Source organism: Alcanivorax sp. UBA3183 (assembly GCF_002364155.1).
GTDB classification, from domain to species: domain Bacteria; phylum Pseudomonadota; class Gammaproteobacteria; order Pseudomonadales; family Alcanivoracaceae; genus Alcanivorax; species Alcanivorax jadensis.
The window spans coordinates 544-2283 of the sequence record NZ_DEXN01000035.1 but is presented as its reverse complement, the minus strand read 5'-3'; the positions used below and the strand labels follow the sequence as shown (position 1 = coordinate 2283).

The window sequence follows — 1740 nt, the reverse complement described above, 5'->3', positions numbered from 1 at the left end:
GCGGGCCCGGTTCCAGTCCAGCCCGGCATTTTCCACCAGAAACTTCAGGCCGTTGTCGGTGGCGGCATTGATGCCCTGGCTCCAGATGCCGGTGGCGGCGGCAGGCAGCCATTCGCGCAGGCGGCCTTCCTTTTCCGCGAAAGGCCAGATGGCCATACAGCGTTCCACCCCGGCACCGACCGGATCGCACACCTTGCCAAATGGCACCTTGTGCAGACGGGCTTCCCGGGCGGCGTCCTTGAGGATGTAGAAACGCTTGGCCTTGGGGACCGAGAGCCCGCGCATCACCATGGGCAGGACCGGGCGAATTTTCAGGTTCAGGCCGTAATGGTCCGCCATGGCATAGGTGCGGGCCAGCGCCAGGTAGGAGTAGGGGCTGCGGAAGGAGAAAAACAGCACCAGCGGCTTGCCTTTCAGGCCTTCCGGGACCTCTTTCAGACGGGCCCGTTTGGCGCGGCCGTAGGGCAGTGGCCAGTCCGCGCTGCCCAGGCCCAGGTCGTTGAGACGATGGGCCAGATGGTCCAGCCGCTCGATACTCCAGTACCACTCACCTTCGTACTGCAGGGTGCCGGTGAGGTAGTGGCCATCCTTGAGGAACTGGTCGCGACGGGCTTCCAGTGCCAGCTGGGCCCGGTCGGCGGGCATCTGGCCGTGTTCGGTGAGCAGCTCTTCCAGCTTGTCGTGGTCGTTGCGCCACAGGGCATCCGCCAGGGCGGCGGCCAGGCTCCAGAAGCGCTCGTCGCCCTCGTGCTTGAGCAGGCAGCGGGTGGCCGCCAGGCTCACTTCCCGAGGCGGTAATTGCCAAGCGTCAGGGAAATCCAGGTCATGAACCCGGGCCAGCTGAATGGCATCACGGGGAGCCAGTTCTTCGAGCATGTCCGCTGCCGGGTACATCTGCTGATCCAGATACAGCATCACCCGGGGGGTGATGGTGATGCCGAAGTGGCGGGCAAAGCGGGGCAATACCTGGGCCATCAGCACCGAATAGGGGTCATCAATGCGGAAGTAGAATACCGCCTGATGAGGGCGCCGCTTCAGCTTGCGTTGCCATTCACGAAAGGCCCGCCGCCATTGTTGCAGGCGTTCGCTGGTGATCAACTTGGCCACCAGTGGCATCAAATGTTGTGTCAGACTCATTAACAGAGTGCTCCTCGTAGTGGGCACAAGCCGGGACCGCCGAGGGGATAACGCGTCGGCGCCGGTCAGGGTTTCTACGATACTTGTTCAGAAAGCGCCGTGTGGCAACACCCTGTCTACCGGGGTGCGGCAACGGTCATGAAACCGGCAGGGGCGGATGGGAAGCGGGGCCAACGAAAAGGGCGGCCCGAAAGCCGCCCGAGTCGGTTACTTGTTGAGCTGGCTGAGATCCCGCACGGCGCCGCGGTCGGCGCTGGTGGTCAGGGCCGCATAGGCTTTCAGGGCGGTGGATACCCGGCGTGGGCGCATTTCCATGGGCTTGTAGGCCAGTTTGCCGCGGGCTTCCATCTTGCTGCGGCGATGGGCCAGTTCCTCGTCGGAAATGTCCAGGTTGATGGAGCGGTTGGGGATGTCGATGGCGATGGTGTCGCCTTCTTCCACCAGAGCAATGGCGCCGCCTTCCGCCGCTTCCGGGGAGGCATGGCCGATGGACAGGCCGGAGGTGCCGCCGGAGAAACGACCATCGGTGAGCAGGGCGCACTGCTTGCCCAGCCCCTTGGATTTCAGGTAGCTGGTGGGGTAGAGCATTTCCTGCATGCCCGG

The 1740-nt window shown here is 64.0% G+C and carries 2 protein-coding genes; both read right to left on the bottom strand.

The window, feature by feature from the left end:
- Positions 1-1137, bottom strand: a 1137-nt coding sequence (locus B3Q33_RS11510; protein WP_286827543.1) for a DsbA family protein, incomplete at its 3' end; no start/stop codon positions are given.
- 207 nt (positions 1138-1344) lie between these two features.
- Positions 1345-1740, bottom strand: a 396-nt coding sequence (locus tag B3Q33_RS11505) for a dihydroxy-acid dehydratase (RefSeq protein ID WP_286827542.1), incomplete at its 5' end; no start/stop codon positions are given.